This window comes from Streptomyces yerevanensis, from assembly GCF_000716805.1.
Lineage (GTDB): Bacteria > Actinomycetota > Actinomycetes > Streptomycetales > Streptomycetaceae > Streptomyces > Streptomyces flaveus.
This window is the reverse complement of record NZ_JNWJ01000001.1, coordinates 42,603-60,043: the sequence shown is the minus strand read 5'-3', so window position 1 is coordinate 60,043 and position 17,441 is coordinate 42,603. Positions and strand designations below refer to the sequence as shown.

Sequence of the window (17,441 nt, the reverse complement as noted above, 5' to 3'; positions counted from 1 at the left end):
CGCGCCCTGGTTCGACGAGACCGACGGCGAGAGTTCCTGGCTCCCGGGGAGTTACTTCCCCGGTGACAGTGGCGGGACCGCGCCGGACTCACACCGGCTTCCTCTTCTGCCGCCGTACTTGGCTCGGGCAGTCCACCACGCCCATCAGCAGCCGTCAACTTGCCGCTGACCTGCGAAGGGAGAGTGTGCGAAGGCCCACACAGGCGGGTGGCGTGCGGGACGTCAGGCCACGATCAGATAGATCCCGTACGCCACCGCCGCCGTGCATGCCGTGAAGCAGGCGTACGCGCCGGTCGTCGCGAGGGCCGCGGAGTTGCCCTGGGCGGACGCCGACTCGCGCTTGGAGAGGCCGGCGATGCCGAGGGTGAAGAGGCCCACGAGGGCGACGGTGACGATGAGGCTGACTCCGAAGACGGAGCCGAGGGCTGCCCAATCGATCTTCATGCTGTTCGTTCCTTAGACCGTGGCGGTAGGGGCGGGCTCGGTGTCCGGCTCTTCGACGGTGCCCGTCGGGGGCGGGGTGACGGCGGTGATGGCCGTGGTCACCACGTCGGCGGGTTCCTCTGTGCCGTTGGTGTCGTTGACGTTCGTGTGGTCGATCACCTGGCGGCGGGAGACCACCCAGATCGCGGCGCTGGACGCGACCAGGAAGACGGCGACGAACGCGGTGCCCCAAGTGCCGAAGGAGGTCACGTACTCCGCGATCGCGGCGACCAGAGCCGCGGCCGGCAGCGTCAGGCCCCAGGCGACGAACATCCGGGTGGCGGTGGACCAGCGCACCACACCGCCCTTGCGGCCGAGGCCCGCGCCCATCACCGAGCCGGAGACCGAGTGCGTGGTGGACAGGGAGAAGCCGAGGTGCGAGGAGGCCAGGATGACCGTGGCCGCGCTGGTCTGGGCGGCGAAGCCCTGCTGCGGCTGAAGGTCGGTCAGGCCCTTGCCCATCGTGCGGATGATGCGCCAGCCGCCCAGGTAGGTGCCGAGCGCGATCGCGAGACCGGCGGAGAGGATCACCCAGGTCGGGGGGTCCGAGTCCGGGGCGACGGCGCCGCCGGCGACCAGGGCGAGGGTGATGATGCCCATGGTCTTCTGCGCGTCGTTGGTGCCGTGGGCCAGCGAAACGAGTCCGGCGGAGGCGATCTGACCTGTGCGGTAGCCCTTCTTGGCGGCTTCGCCGTTCGCGTTCTTGCCGAGCTTGTACGTCAGCCGGGAGGCGAGCATCGCGGCGAGGCCCGCGACCAGCGGGGCGGCGATCGCGGGGATCAGCACCTTGGTGACGAGGACGTCGCCGTGCACCGCGCCGGCGCCCGCCGAGGCGATGGTGGCGCCGATCAGGCCGCCCATGAGGGCGTGCGAGGAACTGGACGGCAGGCCGACGAGCCAGGTCAGCAGGTTCCAGAGGATGGCGCCGACGAGCGCGGCGAAGATCACCTCGGGTTGTATGCCGTCTTCGTTGACCAGGCCCTTGGAGATCGTGTTGGCGACCTCCACGGAGAGGAACGCGCCGACGAGGTTGAGTACGGCGGACATGGCCACGGCGGCCTTGGGCTTCATGGCGCCGGTCGAGATGGTGGTGGCCATCGCGTTGGCAGTGTCGTGGAAACCGTTCGTGAAATCGAACGCGAGGGCAGTGACCACCACTATCGCGAGGATCAGCGAGAAGTTCTCCATTTACCCGTTACCCGGTCTTCTATCGGACGTCATCGGTCTGTGGACCGTAGGCAACCTGGATGAACGGAAGATGAACTTGGCAGGACCGTGAGGTGTACCAAAACGAGGCGTCACCCCTCCGGATATACCGGAGGGGTGACGTGGGAGTCGAACTGAGGCGGAGTACTGGGCTCCGCTAGCCCTTGCTTCTAGCCCTTCGCGAACTTCTTGAGCCGGCTCATGGACCCGTTGAAGAGATTCTGGTCACCCGGCAGGCTCCCGCCGTTGTCGTACTGCCAGAACGTCCATGTCCTCCACCCCGCAGGCAGCGGCCCCGCCGACGAGCTGTAGCGGGCCAGCCAGAGCGCGTGGTTCGAGGCGAACGCGGAGCTGTTGCCGGTGCACATCTTCCACCAGTTGTAGTTGGTGTAGATCACCGGGCGGCGGCCGGTCTGCCGCTTCACCTCGTTGCTGAACGACTTGATCCAGCCGACCATCCTGGCCTTGCTCAGTCCGTAGCACTTCTTCTTGCCGTACGGGTTGTATTCGATGTCGAGCGCGGGCGGCAGCGTCCAGCCGTCCGCCCGCCAGCCGCCTCCGTTGCGTACGAAGTACGCCGCCTGAGTCTTGCCCGACGACTTGTGCGGCAGTGCGAAGTGGTACGCCCCGCGGACTAGGCCCGCGTTGCGTGCGCCGTGGTACTGCTGGCCGTAATAGGGATTGCGGTACGTGTGGGACTCGGTCGCCTTCACGTAGACGAACCTGGCGCCTTTGCTCTTCGCCTTCGGCCAGTTGACGCTCTTCTGGTGCGAGGAGACGTCGTGCCCCTTGGGCTTGGCGGCTGCCGAGACCGGCATCTCGACGAGGGCGGTTGTGCCGATGGTCAGTGTCGCCACGGAGAGCACGGTGAAGCGGGCGTGGCGACTTCGGGACAGTTGGCGACTTCGGGACGGTTTGCGATCACGGGCCATATTTCCCCCGGAATGGCGGCGTGCACGACAAATCTCCCCGAGGTTATTGGAAGATCCCTGAAACTCCGTCGGTCATCGGCCAATTGATCCGGGCGGGCGTTCTGTTCGTATATGCGCCCTTTCGGAGGTGCGTGTTCCGCCCTAAAGTGCCCTCGCCCGCGCCGGGCCGGCGTGCGCGGCTGGCAGGATCGTGGCATGGCCGAACAGCGGTGGGACGTGAGCGACGGGCGGGACGTGGCGGGGCAGGGTGCGCGGGACGCGACGGAACGGGCCTGGCGCGAGCTCGTGGCGACGGCTCGCCGGACGGTGTCCGAGGGGCTGGTCGTCGGTACGTCGGGCAATGTGTCGGTCCGGGTCGGGGACACCGTCCTGGTCACGCCGACCGGAGTCCCGTACGACGAACTCGGGCCCGAGGACGTCTGCGGGGTCGGTCTCGACGGCCGGCAGGTGCTCGGTTCACTCGTTCCGACCAGCGAACTGCCCATGCATCTGGCGGTCTACCGCGCCACCGACGCCCGCGCCGTCGTCCACACCCATGCCGTGCACTCCACGGCCGTCTCCACACTCGTTTCCGAACTGCCGCTCATCCACTACATGGCCGCCGCGCTCGGCGGCCCCGTCCGCGTCGCCCCCTACGCGACCTACGGCACGGAAAAGTTGGCCGAGAACATGCTCCGGGCGCTGCGGAACCGCACGGCCTGCCTCCTCCAGAACCACGGCACCCTCACCTACGGCACCACCCTCCTCCAGGCCTACGACCGTACGGCCCAGTTGGAGTGGATGTGCCGCCTGTGGCTGACGGCGTCGTCGCTTCCGGGCCACTCGCCGTCGCTGCTGAGCCCGGAGCAGGTGGCGGAAGTGGGGGAGCGGTTGAAGGGGTACGGCCAGCCGTAACCGTCCCCCGGCCCGTACTTTTCACGAGCCCCTTCGGGTGGCCGACGGCGCACTCCGTCGGGAGACTGGACCCGTGCGCACCGTGAAAGTGACGGCCGCGGCCGTCACCGCCGCTCTGGCCGCCGGAGCCGCCACCGTCGCGGCCGGCCGCTTCGCGAGCGACGCCGCCCTGAGGGCGTCGCCGGACAGACCGCTGCCCACCGAACCCCGGCTCACCGTGCACGCCACAGCCGCCGGACAGATCACGCTCACCCGGGCTCTCGCCTCCCTGCGGCCGGGCAGGTACGGCCTGAGCGGCGACGGGAGCCATGCCGTCATCGGTACGGTCCTTCAGTCCGCCCCGCACCCCGCCGACACGGTCGTACGCCGACTGGAACGCGTCACCCACGGCACGCTGGAACCCGGCGACAAGGTGTGGTTCACCCCGAACGTGCACATCGGCGACCCGAGCACCGCGCTCGGCCTCGACCACACCGACGTCGACATCCCCGGCGAACTCGGCGCCCTGCCCGCCTGGTTCGTCCCCGGCGCCCGCGAGCCCTGGGTGATCACCGTGCACGGTCTGGGCGCCACCCGTGAACACCCCATGAACGTCATGGAGTTGCTGCACCGCCTCCGCTTCCCCGTCCTCGACCTCGCCTATCGCGGCGACCTCGGCGCACCCCGCCCACCGGACGGCCTGAGCCACCTCGGCGAGACGGAGTGGTCCGACCTCGACGCGGCGATCCGCTACGCCGTGCGCTCCGGCGCCGAACAGGTCATCCTGTACGGCTGGTCCACCGGCGCCACCATGGCGGTGCGCGCCGCCGCGCACTCCGCGCTGCGCGACCGGATCTCCGGGCTCGTGCTGGACTCGCCCGTCCTCAGCTGGGAGGACACGCTGCGCGCCCTCGCCGCGGCCCGCCGCACGCCCGGTGCCCTGCTGCCGCTGGCCGTCCGCGCCGCCCAGGGCCGTACGGGCCTGCACGGAGACCGGGTCCAGGGTGCGGCCGATCCCGACCTGCTCAAGGTGCCGGTCCTCGTCCTGCACGGCCCGGACGACGCGGTCGCCCCCTGGGCGCACTCCCGCCGCCTCGCCGACCGCCGCCCCGACCTGGTCACCCTGCACACCGTCCGGAACGCCCCGCACGGCGCCATGTGGAACGCCGACCCGGCCGGTTACGAAGAGGCCCTGCGACGTTTCCTCACTCCGCTGATGTAGCCCTCGCCTCCCCCTCCATCCTTGATCCTTCTCGGCTTCCGGTTGCCCCCGAAGCACCTGGCGGTTCTGGTCCTGCGGGCGCTCGTGGGGCCCGGTGCGCCGGGCTCCCCTGTCGGCCCCTGAGCCGTTCCGTTTGGGTTTTCGGACCGTCAACCGGAAGACTGCCCCCGTGACGTCCCGTATCCCGCGCGACTCCAGGCTCCGACTCGTCCGCTCACGACCCCTGGCCGCCGCACCCCGAGCGATGAACCAGCGGCCTGCGCGCCGACCCGCACCGCGCCCGCCCGAGGGCACCCCGGCGCCCGCGGAACTGGCCCGTATGGCGCGCGCCCAGCTCGCCGGCGCGGCCCGTGTCGCCCGATGGGCCGACGCCGCGCTGAGCCCTGGCCGGGACCGCGACGGCACGACCCCCGACGGCACGGGCACGCTCTCCGAGGCGTCCGCCCAACGGGCCGCCGACGACCTGGCCCTGACTCCGGCTCAGGTCCGCGCGGACTGGGACACCGCACGTCTCGCGGGCCTCATCGAGGTACACGGCGACAGCGCGCGCCCCGGCTGGCGGCTGCGCGCCTGGAACCGCGACGACAGCGCCGTACTGCGCGGCTGGGTCGCCCTCTTCGACGCCTGGTCGCTCGCCTGCCCGGAGCCCGAGGACCAGGAACACGCGGTCGTCGCCGAGGTCGTCTCCGCGATGCCCCAAGTGCTCTCCTTCCTCCAGCTCTCGGCCGGCCCCGTCCCCGTCACCCAACTCCTCGACCTGCTCGAACAGCGCGTCACGGAACTGCGCACCGAGCGCTGCGAGATCCCGTACGGGCCGCAGCCCGAGCCGGTGGAGGAACCGGCACAGGACACCCCTCTCGCCCCCCTCCTCGACTGGGCCCTGAGCGCCATCGCCTCCGTGGGCGCCCTCACCTGCGCAGACGGCCAGGCCACGCTCACCCCGCTGGGCAGTTGGGCGGTGTGGGTCAAGCTGGAACAGATCTGCGTCGCCGCGCAGAGCCCCGCCGGGAACATCGAGCAGCCGGCCGAGGACATGCTCCGCGGCTGCGCCCAGCTGCGTCCCAACGCGGCCCGTGCCGAGTACCGCGCCTGGCTCGCCGCCCGTCCCGTCGGCAGCGCCGTCACCGAACTCCTCGACGCCGCCCGTGGCGAGGACGCCCTGCTGCGCGGGCTCGCCTTCGAAGCGCTGCGCGTCGTCGGCGCCCCCGCCGAGCAGGACGTACGCGCCGTCGCCGACGAGGTCCACCTGCGCCCGTACGCCCTGCTGTGGCTCGCCGTGCACGACGGTCACGACCCCGAGGACGCCCACGAGATCCTCACCCGCGAAGAGGCCACCTGGCTGTGGGTGGACACCGCCGCGGCCGTCGCCGACCACGGTGAAGCCCCGCTTCTCGTACGGCACTTGGAGTCCGCGGTGCAGCCCACCGTGCCCGCGCTCCTCGACGAGGTCCGTGCCGTCGGCCACCCCCGTACCGTGCAGGTCCTGGTGGCACTCGCCGCCGCCCACCCCGACCCGGCCCTGGCCAGGGCCGTACGCCGCGCCGCCTTCCAGGTGCACACCGGAGGCAACTGAGAGCGTCGGCCGAGGGGGCGGGCGGGGCGTCAGGCCTGTATCTCGGGGGCGTACGTGCCGAAGCTCCAGATATTGCCCTCGAGGTCACGGGCCATGTAGTCCCGCGATCCGTAGTCCTGGTCCGTCGGGGGCATGAGGATCTCCGCCCCGTGATCGACGGCCCGCTGGTGGTGTGCGTCGATGTCGTCCACGACGACATACACCCCGGTGTGCGTCGAGCCCTTCATCGCCTCGTCGAAACGGCCGCCGCGGCCCCTGGAGCCGAGCATCACCGCGCCGTTGCCCTGCACCAGCTCCGCGTGCAGCACTGTGCCGTCCTCGCCCTCGTACACCGACGCCTCGATGAAGCCGAAGGCCTCCGTGAGCTGCCTGATCGCGGCCTTCGCGTCCCCGTACAGCAGCGTCGGAAAGATGCTCGGGCGTCCGCCCACCGTGCCCGCCATGGCGACCACTTCCTCTCGCCTCGTCGCCGGATGAACCTGCTGAATGTGACCTGCTCCTCAGTCTTGCACCCGGCACTGACAACGCCCTTCGAGCCGGAATCCCCGAGGAGACCTTCGGGCAACGAACTGCCGGGCCGCAAAGGTGACGTAGAACATGCGCGCACAGAAAATCTGGTTGCGGGCCCCCGTTAGACTTGGCCCATGGCCATTCTCCTCGCGCATTAGACGGCGTGATCGCCCCGCCCGTCGCCCGCCACACTCTTCCAAGGGCGCGCTACGTGCGGCACCACCTCATTCGCCCACCCCGTCATCGACCCTGCCCTGGAGTCTGTCCGTGATTTCCGCCTCCGGTATCGAGCTGCGTGCCGGTGCCCGCATCCTCATCGAGTCCGCCACCTTCCGTATCGCCAAGGGCGACCGCATCGGCCTGGTCGGCCGCAACGGCGCGGGCAAGACCACGCTCACCAAGGTCCTCGCAGGTGAGGGCACGCCCGCCGCGGGCACCGTCACCCGCTCCGGCGAGGTCGGCTACCTCCCGCAGGACCCGCGTACCGGCGACCTCGACATGCTCGCCCGCGACCGCATCCTGTCCGCGCGCGGCCTGGACACCCTGATCCGCAAGATGCGCGAAAACGAACAGCGCATCGCCAACGGCACGGGTGCCACGCGCGAGAAGGCGCTCAGGCAGTACGAGCGCCAGGAGACGGAGTTCCTCACCAAGGGCGGGTACTCCGCCGAGGCCGAGGCCGCCACCATCGCCGCCGCGCTCAACCTGCCGGACCGGGTGCTCGGCCAGCCCCTGCATACGCTCTCCGGCGGTCAGCGCCGGCGTATCGAGCTGGCCCGCATCCTCTTCTCGGACGCGGACACCCTGCTCCTCGACGAGCCGACGAACCACCTCGACGCCGACTCGATCGTCTGGCTGCGCGACTACCTGAAGACCTACCGCGGCGGCTTCATCGTGATCTCCCACGACGTCGAACTCGTCGACACAGTCGTCAACAAGGTGTTCTACCTCGACGCCAACCGCTCCCAGATCGACGTCTACAACATGGGCTGGAAGCTGTACCAGCAGCAGCGCGAGGCCGACGAGAAGCGCCGCAAGCGCGAGCGACAGAACGCCGAGAAGAAGGCCTCCGCCCTCCACTCGCAGGCCGACAAGATGCGCGCCAAGGCCACCAAGACCGTCGCCGCGCAGAACATGGCCCGCCGTGCCGACAAGCTGCTGGCCGGCCTGGAGGCCGAGCGCAAGTCCGACAAGGTCGCAAAGCTCCGCTTCCCCGAGCCCGCGCCCTGCGGCAAGACGCCGCTCACCGCCGAGGGCCTGTCGAAGTCGTACGGCTCCCTGGAGATCTTCACCGACGTCGACCTGGCCATCGACAAGGGCTCACGCGTCGTCATCCTCGGTCTCAACGGCGCTGGAAAGACAACCCTGTTGAGGCTTCTCGGCGGTGTGGAGAAGCCCGACACCGGCCAGGTCCTCGAGGGCCACGGCCTCAAGCTCGGCTACTACGCGCAGGAACACGAGACCCTCGACCCGGACCGCACGGTGCTGGAGAACATGCGCTCCGCGAACCCCGACCTCGACCTCGTCGAGGTACGCAAGACGCTCGGCTCCTTCCTGTTCTCCGGCGACGACGTCGACAAGCCGGCCCGGGTCCTCTCCGGCGGCGAGAAGACCCGCCTCGCGCTCGCCACCCTCGTGGTGTCGTCCGCGAACGTCCTCCTCCTCGACGAACCGACCAACAACCTCGACCCGGCCAGCCGCGAGGAGATCCTCGGCGCCCTGCGCACCTACAAGGGCGCCGTCGTCCTCGTCACGCACGACGAGGGCGCGGTCGACGCGCTCCAGCCGGAGCGGATCATCCTGCTGCCCGACGGCGTCGAGGACCTGTGGGGCGCGGACTACGCGGACCTCGTCGCCCTCGCCTGAGCCCCGCGCGGCCCGCATGGACCCTGCCCCGGAAGCCCGGGCAGGGTCAGTGGCGCTTGATCGAATGACTGATCAACTGCGTATGGATCATTCGGCTCATCCGTGATCCATCATCTGTGTGAGATCTCCTCGTACCGAGGTGTGTCGTACATCGATTTCGCGGCCGGGCCCTCGGCCCGCAGATGACCGGCCGCCACGCTCCGCTGACCTGGACCTTCGCGCGTGAACTCGTTCGGGCATACGAACATCGCCGCCCGGAACCCAAGATTCCGCTCGTGAGGAAGACCTCCCGCGACTCAAAGCTTGTCCACGGACCTTGCCGAATGGGTGGCCAGGAAGCTCTTGAGGGGTGATCATGAGAAGTCCAGAGCGCACTTCCCATGAGGAGGCACGGGTGGCCGAGACTCTGAAGAAGGGCAGCCGGGTGACCGGCGCCGCGCGCGACAAGCTCGCGGCAGACCTGAAGAAGAAGTACGACTCCGGTGCAAGCATCCGGGCACTGGCCGAGGAGACCGGCCGCTCGTATGGCTTCGTCCACCGGATGCTCAGCGAGTCGGGAGTCACGCTTCGAGGGCGTGGCGGAGCGACGCGCGGTAAGAAGGCCGCGTCGGCCTGAAGCCGGGCGCTTCTCGTTCTCCGATGGTGGCCACCCGGTCGGTCCGGTGACGGACCGGGTGGTTACTGTGCAGTCACTTAAGGGTGTCCTCGTAAGACACCCACTCTGACCGCACCCATCGGAGGCGCCCCATGGCTTCGCTCGACCCGGTACTCGACAAGGACGGCGTACGGCTCACCGTCGACGAGGCGATCGCCACGGTGACGCTGACCAACCCGGCCAAGCGCAATGCGCAGAGCCCCGCTCTGTGGAGGGCGCTGGCCGAGGCCGGGCGGCTGCTGCCGGGCACCGTTCGCGTTGTCGTGCTGCGCGCGGAGGGCAAGTCCTTCTCCGCGGGGCTCGACCGGCAGGCGTTCACGCCCGAGGGGTTCGAGGGCGAGCCGTCGTTCATCGAACTCGCGCGCGGTTCCGACGCCGAGCTCGACGCGACGATCGCCGGGTACCAGGAGGGTTTCACCTGGTGGCGGCGCAGCGACATCGTGTCCATCGCCGCTGTACAGGGGCATGCCATTGGGGCGGGCTTCCAGCTTGCGCTCGCCTGTGATCTGCGCGTCGTCGCGGACGATGTGCAGTTCGCCATGCGGGAGACCAGTCTTGGGCTCGTGCCCGACCTCACGGGTACGCATCCGCTGGTGGGGCTGGTCGGGTACGCCCGTGCGCTGGAGATCTGCGCGACGGGGCGGTTCGTGCCGGCCGAGGAGGCCGTGAGTACCGGGCTTGCGAATCTTGCTGTGCCTGTGGGGCAGCTTGATGATGCGGTACGGGATCTTGGGGCGGCGTTGTTGGCCGCGCCGCGAGATGCCCTCGTCGAGACCAAGGCGCTGCTCCAGGGTGCCGTTGACCGCACGTATGAGGACCAGCGGGTCGCGGAGCGCTCCGCGCAGGGGCGGCGGCTGCGGGATCTTGCCGGGGTCGGCGACTGAGCGCTCCGCGCGGGGCCGCATATGTCACAGTCCCGCGCCCCCCTTACGGGGCGCGCCTGACTGGGCCCGTGCTCAGTCCCTCACCCCTGTGACCAGTACCGCCACCGACGGATGGTCCGGCAGTACCTCGCTCGCGGCCGCGCGGACCTCGCGGGCCACGTCCAGTGCTCGCCGGTCCGCGTGGACCTCGAGCTCCACGCGGACGTGACGGCGCGGCAGAGCGGCCTCACCGGCGTGCTCCTCGATGTGCACCGCGCGGCCCAGACCGCCGAATGTGCCGGTCAGGCGGGCCACGCCCGGGACGGCCAGTGCGGCGGCAGCCACTCGGGACTCGTCGCCGTCCGGTTCCGGCTCGGGCTCTGCGGTGCGTGGCGGCTCATCAGGCTCGTCGCGGCGTACGTCGGCCTCGTCGTCCTCCGTAACGCCCGCGTCCCCCTCCTCCAGCAACCCCGTCACCCGTAGATCCACCTCCGTGACCGTCAGCCCGAGCCGCTCCGTCGCCGCCGAGGCGAGGGTCGTGCGCAGGCGGAACGCGAGTGTCGGGAGGGGTTCGCCGGTCACGAGGGTGGCTGTGAACTCGCCGCTGATCCGCAGTGGCCCAGGCGGCAGGGCACTGGGCGGAGGCGGCACGGCGGCCACGTACGTCTGGTCCGGGTCGGCGAGCGCGAGCCGGAGCGTGCCGAGGTGTACGCCCGGCACATGGCGCGCGGCTCGGCGCAGGACCGGCTCCGCCGCCGACTCTGTCAGCCATGCACCGTCCTGTGGCCCGCCCAGCGGCAGGAGTCTGCCGAAGCCGAGTTGACGTCGTACTGCCCGGGTCCACTGGTCCGCCATCATCGCTCCAGACTGCCGCATCACCTGCTGCGCTGCCGTGCGACCACACTTAGTGTGAGGGAAGGAGTACAAGCCGGAAGGGACGCAGGGCGATGACCGACACGACGCAGCGGAACCGGACGGAGAACCCCGAGGGCGAGAAGGGGGCGCCGGATGTACAGCCCCGCAGGCCCAGTGTGACCAAGCGCGGGGGAGGCGACCCGGCCTCCCGGGGACGTACCACCATCGCGGACGGTGTGGTGGAGAAGATCGCCGGGCTCGCAGCCCGCGATGTGCTCGGGGTGCATGCGATGGGCAGCGGGCTCTCGCGCACCTTCGGAGCGGTGAGGGACCGAGTCCCGGGCGGTGCGAAGTCCGTGACCCGGGGCGTGAAGGCCGAGGTCGGAGAGGTGCAGACGGCGCTCGACCTGGAGATCGTCGTCGACTACGGCGTCTCGATCACCGACGTCGCCGGCGCCGTGCGCGAGAACGTCATCTCGGCCGTCGAACGGATGACGGGCCTTGAAGTCGTCGAGGTCAATATCGCGGTCAGCGATGTCAAACTGCCGGAAGAGGAAGAAGAAGAGGAATCGGAGACCCGGCTTCAGTAGCACAGCCCCCCTTACTACCGCCCCCTTTGATGCGCAGAGGAGCGCAGCATGAGCATGGCCGCGATCGGCATGATCGCCGGAATGGCGCTGGGCTTCGCCGGATACTTCGGCGGGTTCGGTGCCTTCCTCCTCGTGGCGGCCCTCGGCGCCGTCGGCTTCGTGGCCGGCCGCTTCCTGGAGGGCGACTGGGAAGTCGGTGACTTCTTCCGTACCCGCGGCGACCGGCGGCGGTGACGCACGTGACCGGTGAGCTCGCCGCGGCAGGTGCGACGGTCCGGCCCGGCAGCCCGGGCCGGACCGTCGCACCTGCCGAGCGCGGTGCGCTCCGCATCGCCGACCGGGTCGTCTCGAAGATCGCCACGCAGGCGGCGCGCGAGGCCCTGGACGTGCTGCCTCCGGACGCCGGGCCGCCGCACGCCACCGTCGTTGTCCGCCCCCACTCTCGGCTTCGCTCGAGCGGGGGGACCCCCATCGACACCGCCCGTGTCCGGATCGGCCTGGAACTCGACTACCCCTCCGACATCGGCGCCCAGTGCGCCGCCGTGCGTCGCCAAGTCACCCAGCGGGTAAGGATGCTGGCGGGTATGGAGGTGTCCGAGGTCGCCGTCCAGGTGGAGCGCCTGCACTCCGCGCAGGCACGCGGCGCGGCACAGGGGAGGACCCAATGAGCGAGTCCCAGGGCTCCGAGAGCACCCGTCAGCTGCCTGTCATCGAGAAGGCGGCCGAGAGCGAACTCGGCCAGTCCGCGTCCGCGGCGGCGTACGACCCGCTGCCCACCTCCGACGCCGCGGACGACGGGGACGGCCGCTTCTGGTCCAAGCGCCGGGTCCCCGCGGGCATCCTCGCGCTGCTGGTCCTGGCCGGCGCGGGCCTCCTGCTGTACGACGTCGTCGCCGTGCGCTTCGACCGGCCCGCCATGGCATGGCGCAGATCCCTCGCCCGCGAGCTCGCCGAGCGGCCCCTCGACGACACCTGGGTGCTCGTCGGCGCCGGGGTCGCGGCCGCTCTCGGCCTCTGGCTGCTCGTGCTCGCCGTGACGCCCGGCCTGCGGGACGTACTGCCGATGCGCCGCCCGCACGCCGACGTACGGGCCGGTCTGCACCGGGGCGCCGCCGCCATGGTGTTGCGCGACCGGGCCATGGAGGTCTCCGGGGTGCGTTCGGTACGGGTCCGGGTGGGGCGCAGGAAGGTCGATGTGCGGGCGGTGTCGCACTTCCGTGAACTCGACGACGTACGCGCCGACTTGGACACCGCGCTCGCCGAGAGCATCAAGGGACTCGGGCTGGCCCGGCGGCCCGCCCTGTCGGTGCATGTCGCGCGGGCGAACAAGAACCGGAAGGGATGACGGCCGGTGCTGAAGATCGTGAACCGAGTTCTGGTGGGGCTCGCGGGCCTGCTCCTGGTCGTGGGCGGCGGCTCCGTGCTCGCCGTGGGCCTCGGCCTCGACCCGCCCTCGTGGTGGGTCCACGACGGGCAGCGGGACGTGCTGCTGAGCGATGCGGACCGTACGCGCTGGCGGGACGACGGCTGGTGGTGGCCCACCGTCATCGCCGTACTCTCCGTCGCCGTGCTGCTCGCTGTGTGGTGGCTGACGGCGGTGCTGCGGCGGCGCCGGCTCGCCGAGGTACTCGTCGACACCGGCGACGGCGAGGGGGCGCTGCTGCGCGGGCGGGCCCTGGAGGGCGTACTGGCCGGTGAGGCGGGCGCACTGGACGGCGTGCAGCGCGCACAGGCGGCGCTGACCGGCCGGCGCAGCACCCCTCAGGCGCGGGTCCAGCTGCTCCTCGAACCGCACGCCGACCCCGGCGACGCACTGCACCGCCTGACGACTCAGGCCCTCGCCCACGCCAGGGACTCCGCCGGCCTGGCCGCGCTGCCCGCGCAGGTGCGCCTGCGCGGGGTCAAGCACCGGGCGGAACGGGTGACTTGAGCACGAAGGCCAAGCAGAAGCCCTGGACTCCGTACCTCTGGAATCCGTACCCCTAGAAGCCGCGTCGCGCCCCGCCGTCCACCGGCAGCATGATTCCCGTGAGGTACGACGCCGCCGGTGACAGGAGGAAGGCGGCCGTGCGGCCGAACTCCTCCGGGGTGCCGTACCGCCGGAGCGGAATCCGCGCCTCGTTGGCCGCCCGTGTGACCTTCGGGTCAGGGGACAGGCCGTCCAGCTCGCGCACGCGATCCGTGTCGATCCGGGCCGGGAGCAGGCCCACGACGCGGATGCCGCGCGGGCCGAGCTCGTCCGAGAGCGACTTGGCGAAGCCCGCGAGACCCGGGCGCAGGCCGTTGGAGATGGTCAGGCCCGGGATCGGCTCGTGCACCGAACCGGAGAGCACGAAGCCGATGACACCGCCCTCGACCAGCTCCGCGGCAGCCGCACGGGCCAGCCGGACCGCGCCCAGGAAGACGGACTCGAACGCCGACTGCCACTGCTCGTCCGTGTTGTCGGCGGCGGAGCCGGGCGCCGGGCCGCCGACGCTGATCAGAATGCCGTCGAAGCCGCCGAAGCGCTCGCGCGCCGCCGCCATCAGACTCGCCGAGGCCGTGGGGTCGGCGTTGTCGACGGCGACTCCGTGGGCGTTCGGGCCGAGAGCCGCGGCGGCCTCGGCCACCTTCTTCTCGTCCCGGCCCGTGATGATCACTTTCGCGCCGTCGGCGAGGAGTTCCCGCGCGGAGGCGTTGCCCAGGCCGCGGGTGGCCCCGGTGACGACGTAGACACGGTCCTTCAGTCCAAGATCCATGCTCCTATCCTGCCCCCTCCTCGCCGAACAGGGTGAGGGCGGTGCCCACCAGACCGATATGGCTGAACGCCTGCGGGAAGTTGCCGAGCTGACGGCCCGCGACCGGGTCGTACTCCTCGGACAGCAGCCCCACGTCATTGCAGAGCGCGAGCAGGCGCTCGAACAGCTCGCGCGCCTCCTTCGTACGCCCCGTCAGATGCAGCGCGTCCGCCAGCCAGAACGAGCAGACCAGGAACGCGCCCTCATGGCCCGGCAGCCCGTCGATCACCGTCGGCTCCGAGGAGTACCTGCGCAGAAAGCCGTCGTGTGCGAGCTCGTCGCGGATCGCGTCGATCGTGCCGGTCACCCGCGGATCGTCCGGCGGCAGAAAGCCGATACGGGGGATGAGCAGCAGCGAGGCGTCCAGTTCGCGGGAGCCGTAGAACTGCGTGAAGGTGTTCCGCTCCGGGTCGTAGCCGCGCTCGCACACCTCGCGGTGCACCTCGTCGCGCATCGCGCGCCAGTGGTCCGGGTCGCCGGGCAGGCCGGGGTTGTCCTCCATGGCGCGGATGGTGCGGTCCGCGGCCACCCACGCCATGATCTTCGAGTGCACGAAGTGGCGGCGCGGGCCGCGGACTTCCCACAGCCCCTCGTCGGGCCTGCGCCAGTTCGACCGCAGGAACTCCATCAGGGCCTGCCGCAGACGCCACATGTGCGGCTTGGCCGGCAGGCCCGCCCGCTGCGCCAGCGACAGGGAGTCGATGACCTCGCCGTACACGTCGAGCTGCAGCTGACGTACGGCGTCGTTGCCGACCCGGACCGGACGCGAGCCCTGGAATCCGGGCAGCCACGGCACCTCGTACTCGGGGATCCGCCGCTCGCCCGCGAGCCCGTACATGATCTGCAGATCCGCCGGGTCGCCCGCCGCCGCACGCAGCAGCCAGTCGCGCCAGGCCTCGGCCTCCTCGTGGTAGCCGCAGGCCAGCAGTGCGCCCAGGGCGAGTGTGGAGTCGCGCAGCCAGCAGTGGCGGTAGTCCCAGTTGCGGACGCCGCCGATCTCCTCCGGGAGCGAGGTGGTGGGCGCCGCGACGATGCCGCCGGTCGGCGCGTACGTGAGGGCCTTGAGGGTGATCAGGGAGCGGACGACCGCATCCCGGTGCGGGCCCCGGTAACGGCAGCGGGACGCCCACGCACGCCAGTCGTCGACGCTGGAGGCCAGCGCCTCGTGCGGGTCGACGAGCGGGGGGCGCGGCTCGTGCGAGGGGTGCCAGGTCATCACGAAGGCGACCTGCTCGCCCTCGGCGACCGTGAACTCCGAGTGCGTGCCGTAGTCCTTGCCCCAGGTACGCACCTTGGGTTCGCTGCGCAGCCACACCGAGTCCGGGCCCGCCACGGCCACCCGATGGCTGTCCGACTTGCGCATCCACGGCACGATCGAGCCGTAGTCGAAACGCAGTCGCAGCGTGCTGCGCATGGTCACGCGGCCCTCGAGCCCCTCGACGACGCGTACGACGTCGGGGGCGCGGTCGCGCTGCGGCATCAGGTCGGTGACGCGTACCGTCCCCTCGGTGGTCTCCCACTCGGTGTCGAGCACGAGCGACTCAGGCCGGTACGCCCGCCGCGTGCAGGCCTCCGCCCCCTTCGGCGCGAGCCTCCAGTGACCGTTCTCCTCGCCCCCCAGCAGCTTCGCGAAGCAGGCCGCCGAGTCGAACCGGGGCAGGCACAGCCAGTCGATCGACCCGTCCCGCCCGATCAGGGCGGCGGTCTGGTGGTCGCCGATCAGCGCATAGTCCTCGATGGCGGGGACGGCCTCGTCCGCCTCCTCGGCTTCGCGGGGCTCGGCGGACCCGTCGGATGCGCCAGACTCGTTCGATGAGTGCACGGGTGGTGGGTTCCCGTGACGTCGGGTGACAATCCCGACGGGTGCCGTGTCGGCGGTTACGGCTATACGGCGGCCGGTGTCGCCTCCGGCGCTTCCGCTTTCGCCGCGGCCTCCGCCCGGTCCCGGCGCTCACGGCGGACCAGGATCACCCAGCCCACCGGGACGCCCGCCGCGAAGAGCCACCACTGGATGGCGTACGCGTAGTTCAGCGCGGCGTCCTCGTCGCCGGGCCTGCCGATCAGCTCCGGGGTGTCGCCCTTCGGCGCGGGTGCTGTCTGCACGATGAAGCCGCCGAGCACCTGCTCGCCGAGACGGTGGGCCTCCTGCTCGCTGTTGATCAGCATGATCTGCCGGTCCGGCAGCCCCTCGAGGTTCTTGATACCGCTCGCCTCGGTCGTCTCGTCGGGCATGAGCCGCCCGGTGACGGTGATCTCGCCGCGGGGCGGTGCGGGGATCTCGGGGAACGCCGTCTGGGTCGGGGCCCCGGGGATCCAGCCCCGGTTGACGAGCAGGACCTTGCCGTCGTCGAGGACGAAGGGAGTCAGGACGTGGTAGCCCACCTCGTCGTCGGAGTTGGTGCGGCGGCGGACGACGACCTCGTCGTCGGTGTCGAAGCGGCCCTTCGCGGTCACGCTGCGGTACCGCTCGTCGGTGGTGACGGTGTGTCCGGGGGTGGTGAGCTTCTCCACGGGCACCGGCTCCGCGCCCAGCGCCTCGGAGACCAGCTGGTTCCGGGCGGTGCGCTCCTCGTAGCGGTGCATCTGCCAGATGCCCAGCCTGATCATCGTGGGGATGAGGAGGAGGGCGGCCAGCGTGAGGATCACCCACTGCCGGGACAACAGGAAGCGGTACACCCCATTGACGTTACCCCGCATGAATCGGCCCTCGACGGGAGGGTCCCGCCGAGGGCTGTGTCGATCGTGCGCCGGAGGAGCGCGACGGTGTCGAGGGCGTCTCACACTTTGTCGATGATCCCCACCTTCCCCTCCGAGCGGGCGCAGTGCGCTCCGCAGAACCACTGGCCTCCGACCTCGACCCCTTGGCCGATGATCTGGACGCGACAGTGCTCGCAGATGGGTGCCATACGGTGGATGGCGCAGGCGAAACAGTCGAAGACGTGAATCGCGCCCTGCGCATGAATCTCGAAGGACATCCCGTAGTCGTTTCCACAGACCTCACAACGTGCCATGCGCCACAGGGTGGGCCGCCGCGAC

Annotated in this window: 20 protein-coding genes and 1 riboswitch; of the genes, 11 read left to right on the top strand and 9 right to left on the bottom strand. The window is 70.7% G+C overall.

Features of this window, described 5'->3' with window-relative positions:
* Positions 1 to 8: 8 nt before the first annotated feature.
* Positions 9 to 152: riboswitch (cobalamin riboswitch) on the bottom strand.
* Between the two features lie 70 nt (positions 153 to 222).
* The 3 genes from OP79_RS00305 to OP79_RS00295 form a co-directional block, all read right to left on the bottom strand.
* Positions 223 to 444, bottom strand: a complete 222-nt coding sequence (locus OP79_RS00305) for a hypothetical protein (protein ID WP_033317801.1) — start codon at positions 442 to 444, stop codon at positions 223 to 225.
* A gap of 12 nt (positions 445 to 456) precedes the next feature.
* On the bottom strand, positions 457 to 1,671 hold the full coding sequence (locus OP79_RS00300) for an inorganic phosphate transporter (protein ID WP_033317800.1): 1,215 nt from the start codon (positions 1,669 to 1,671) through the stop codon (positions 457 to 459).
* Between the two features lie 188 nt (positions 1,672 to 1,859).
* Entirely contained in the window at positions 1,860 to 2,621 is a 762-nt protein-coding gene (locus OP79_RS00295; RefSeq protein WP_033317799.1) for a lysozyme, read from the bottom strand.
* 195 nt (positions 2,622 to 2,816) lie between these two features.
* Between OP79_RS00295 and OP79_RS00290 the strand changes: the two genes are divergently transcribed.
* From OP79_RS00290 to OP79_RS00280, 3 genes are all read left to right on the top strand, one after another.
* Positions 2,817 to 3,515, top strand: coding sequence for a class II aldolase/adducin family protein (locus OP79_RS00290; protein ID WP_033317798.1), 699 nt, complete (start codon positions 2,817 to 2,819; stop codon positions 3,513 to 3,515).
* Between the two features lie 73 nt (positions 3,516 to 3,588).
* Entirely contained in the window at positions 3,589 to 4,716 is a 1,128-nt protein-coding gene (locus OP79_RS00285) for an alpha/beta hydrolase (protein WP_033317797.1), read from the top strand.
* 169 nt (positions 4,717 to 4,885) lie between these two features.
* Complete coding sequence (locus tag OP79_RS00280) at positions 4,886 to 6,289, top strand: hypothetical protein (protein WP_078491537.1); 1,404 nt, start codon at positions 4,886 to 4,888, stop codon at positions 6,287 to 6,289.
* A gap of 29 nt (positions 6,290 to 6,318) precedes the next feature.
* Here the strand turns inward: OP79_RS00280 and OP79_RS00275 are convergent, their stop codons facing one another.
* Positions 6,319 to 6,732 carry a VOC family protein gene (locus tag OP79_RS00275; protein ID WP_033317795.1) on the bottom strand — a complete coding sequence of 138 codons (414 nt, stop codon included), beginning with the start codon at positions 6,730 to 6,732 and terminating at the stop codon, positions 6,319 to 6,321.
* Between the two features lie 334 nt (positions 6,733 to 7,066).
* On the opposite strand from OP79_RS00275, the gene OP79_RS00270 reads away from it, so the two are divergent.
* The 3 genes from OP79_RS00270 (at position 7,067) to OP79_RS00260 (ending at position 10,204) form a co-directional block, all read left to right on the top strand.
* Positions 7,067 to 8,665: an ABC-F family ATP-binding cassette domain-containing protein gene (locus OP79_RS00270; protein ID WP_033317794.1), complete on the top strand. Its 1,599-nt coding sequence runs from the start codon at positions 7,067 to 7,069 to the stop codon at positions 8,663 to 8,665.
* A 394-nt stretch (positions 8,666 to 9,059) separates the two neighbouring features.
* The gene (locus OP79_RS00265) at positions 9,060 to 9,281 is read left to right on the top strand and encodes a helix-turn-helix domain-containing protein (RefSeq protein ID WP_006123601.1); all 222 of its coding nucleotides are present in this window, start codon (positions 9,060 to 9,062) and stop codon (positions 9,279 to 9,281) included.
* Positions 9,282 to 9,412: 131 nt separating this feature from the next.
* Positions 9,413 to 10,204, top strand: coding sequence for an enoyl-CoA hydratase/isomerase family protein (locus OP79_RS00260; protein ID WP_033317793.1), 792 nt, complete (start codon positions 9,413 to 9,415; stop codon positions 10,202 to 10,204).
* A gap of 72 nt (positions 10,205 to 10,276) precedes the next feature.
* On the opposite strand, the gene OP79_RS00255 is transcribed toward OP79_RS00260, so the two are convergent.
* The gene (locus tag OP79_RS00255) at positions 10,277 to 11,041 is read right to left on the bottom strand and encodes a hypothetical protein (protein WP_033317792.1); all 765 of its coding nucleotides are present in this window, start codon (positions 11,039 to 11,041) and stop codon (positions 10,277 to 10,279) included.
* 89 nt (positions 11,042 to 11,130) lie between these two features.
* On the opposite strand from OP79_RS00255, the gene OP79_RS00250 reads away from it, so the two are divergent.
* Genes OP79_RS00250 through amaP form a run of 5 tightly spaced genes read left to right on the top strand, consistent with a single transcriptional unit; the run spans position 11,131 to position 13,558 of the window.
* Complete coding sequence (locus OP79_RS00250) at positions 11,131 to 11,628, top strand: Asp23/Gls24 family envelope stress response protein (RefSeq protein WP_033317791.1); 498 nt, start codon at positions 11,131 to 11,133, stop codon at positions 11,626 to 11,628.
* A 48-nt stretch (positions 11,629 to 11,676) separates the two neighbouring features.
* Positions 11,677 to 11,862 (top strand): hypothetical protein, encoded by a 186-nt coding sequence (locus OP79_RS00245; protein WP_033317790.1) that lies wholly within the window; start codon positions 11,677 to 11,679, stop codon positions 11,860 to 11,862.
* A gap of 5 nt (positions 11,863 to 11,867) precedes the next feature.
* Positions 11,868 to 12,296: an Asp23/Gls24 family envelope stress response protein gene (locus OP79_RS00240; protein WP_051744328.1), complete on the top strand. Its 429-nt coding sequence runs from the start codon at positions 11,868 to 11,870 to the stop codon at positions 12,294 to 12,296.
* Positions 12,293 to 12,973: a DUF6286 domain-containing protein gene (locus OP79_RS00235; protein ID WP_033317788.1), complete on the top strand. Its 681-nt coding sequence runs from the start codon at positions 12,293 to 12,295 to the stop codon at positions 12,971 to 12,973. The genes OP79_RS00240 and OP79_RS00235 overlap by 4 nt, the downstream gene beginning before the upstream one ends.
* Positions 12,974 to 12,979: 6 nt before the next feature.
* Positions 12,980 to 13,558, top strand: coding sequence for an alkaline shock response membrane anchor protein AmaP (gene amaP / locus OP79_RS00230; RefSeq protein WP_033317787.1), 579 nt, complete (start codon positions 12,980 to 12,982; stop codon positions 13,556 to 13,558).
* A 52-nt stretch (positions 13,559 to 13,610) separates the two neighbouring features.
* Here the strand turns inward: amaP and OP79_RS00225 are convergent, their stop codons facing one another.
* From OP79_RS00225 to OP79_RS00210, 4 genes are all read right to left on the bottom strand, one after another.
* A complete protein-coding gene (locus OP79_RS00225) occupies positions 13,611 to 14,366 on the bottom strand; it encodes an SDR family oxidoreductase (protein ID WP_033317786.1) in 756 nt (251 codons plus the stop codon).
* Between the two features lie 4 nt (positions 14,367 to 14,370).
* A complete protein-coding gene (locus tag OP79_RS00220; protein WP_281192989.1) occupies positions 14,371 to 16,227 on the bottom strand; it encodes a glycoside hydrolase family 15 protein in 1,857 nt (618 codons plus the stop codon).
* A 62-nt stretch (positions 16,228 to 16,289) separates the two neighbouring features.
* Positions 16,290 to 17,081, bottom strand: a complete 792-nt coding sequence (locus tag OP79_RS00215) for an SURF1 family cytochrome oxidase biogenesis protein (protein WP_033317785.1) — start codon at positions 17,079 to 17,081, stop codon at positions 16,290 to 16,292.
* Positions 17,082 to 17,182: 101 nt separating this feature from the next.
* Positions 17,183 to 17,416, bottom strand: a complete 234-nt coding sequence (locus tag OP79_RS00210) for a hypothetical protein (protein ID WP_033317784.1) — start codon at positions 17,414 to 17,416, stop codon at positions 17,183 to 17,185.
* Positions 17,417 to 17,441: the final 25 nt, after the last annotated feature.